Origin of the sequence: Shigella sp. FC1661, assembly GCF_001712525.1 — a bacterium.
Classification (GTDB): domain Bacteria; phylum Pseudomonadota; class Gammaproteobacteria; order Enterobacterales; family Enterobacteriaceae; genus Escherichia; species Escherichia coli.
Genome location: NZ_MDGW01000532.1, coordinates 1 through 259 on the forward strand (window position 1 = coordinate 1; position 259 = coordinate 259).

The 259-nt window shown below is 54.4% G+C and carries 1 protein-coding gene; it reads left to right on the forward strand.

Features of this window, described 5'->3' with window-relative positions:
- A partial coding sequence (locus BFF42_RS27395) for a hypothetical protein (protein ID WP_146759069.1) occupies positions 1 to 207 on the forward strand: 207 nt, incomplete at its 5' end.
- Positions 208 to 259: the final 52 nt, after the last annotated feature.

Below are 259 nucleotides of genomic sequence, written 5' to 3' on the forward strand. Positions count from 1 at the left end.
GAAACGCCTGGTATCTTTATAGTCCTGTCGGGTTTCGCCACCTCTGACTTGAGCGTCGGTTTTTGTGATGCTCGTCAGGGGGGCGGAGCCTATGGAAAAACGCCAGCGGCGTGGCCTTTTTCCGGTTCCTGGTCTTTTGCCCACATGTTCTTTCCGGCGTTATCCCCTGATTCTGTGGATAACAGCATTTCGTTTTTGAGTGAGTAGATACCGCTCGCCGCAGTCGAACGACCGAGCGTAGCGAGTCAGTGAGCGAGGA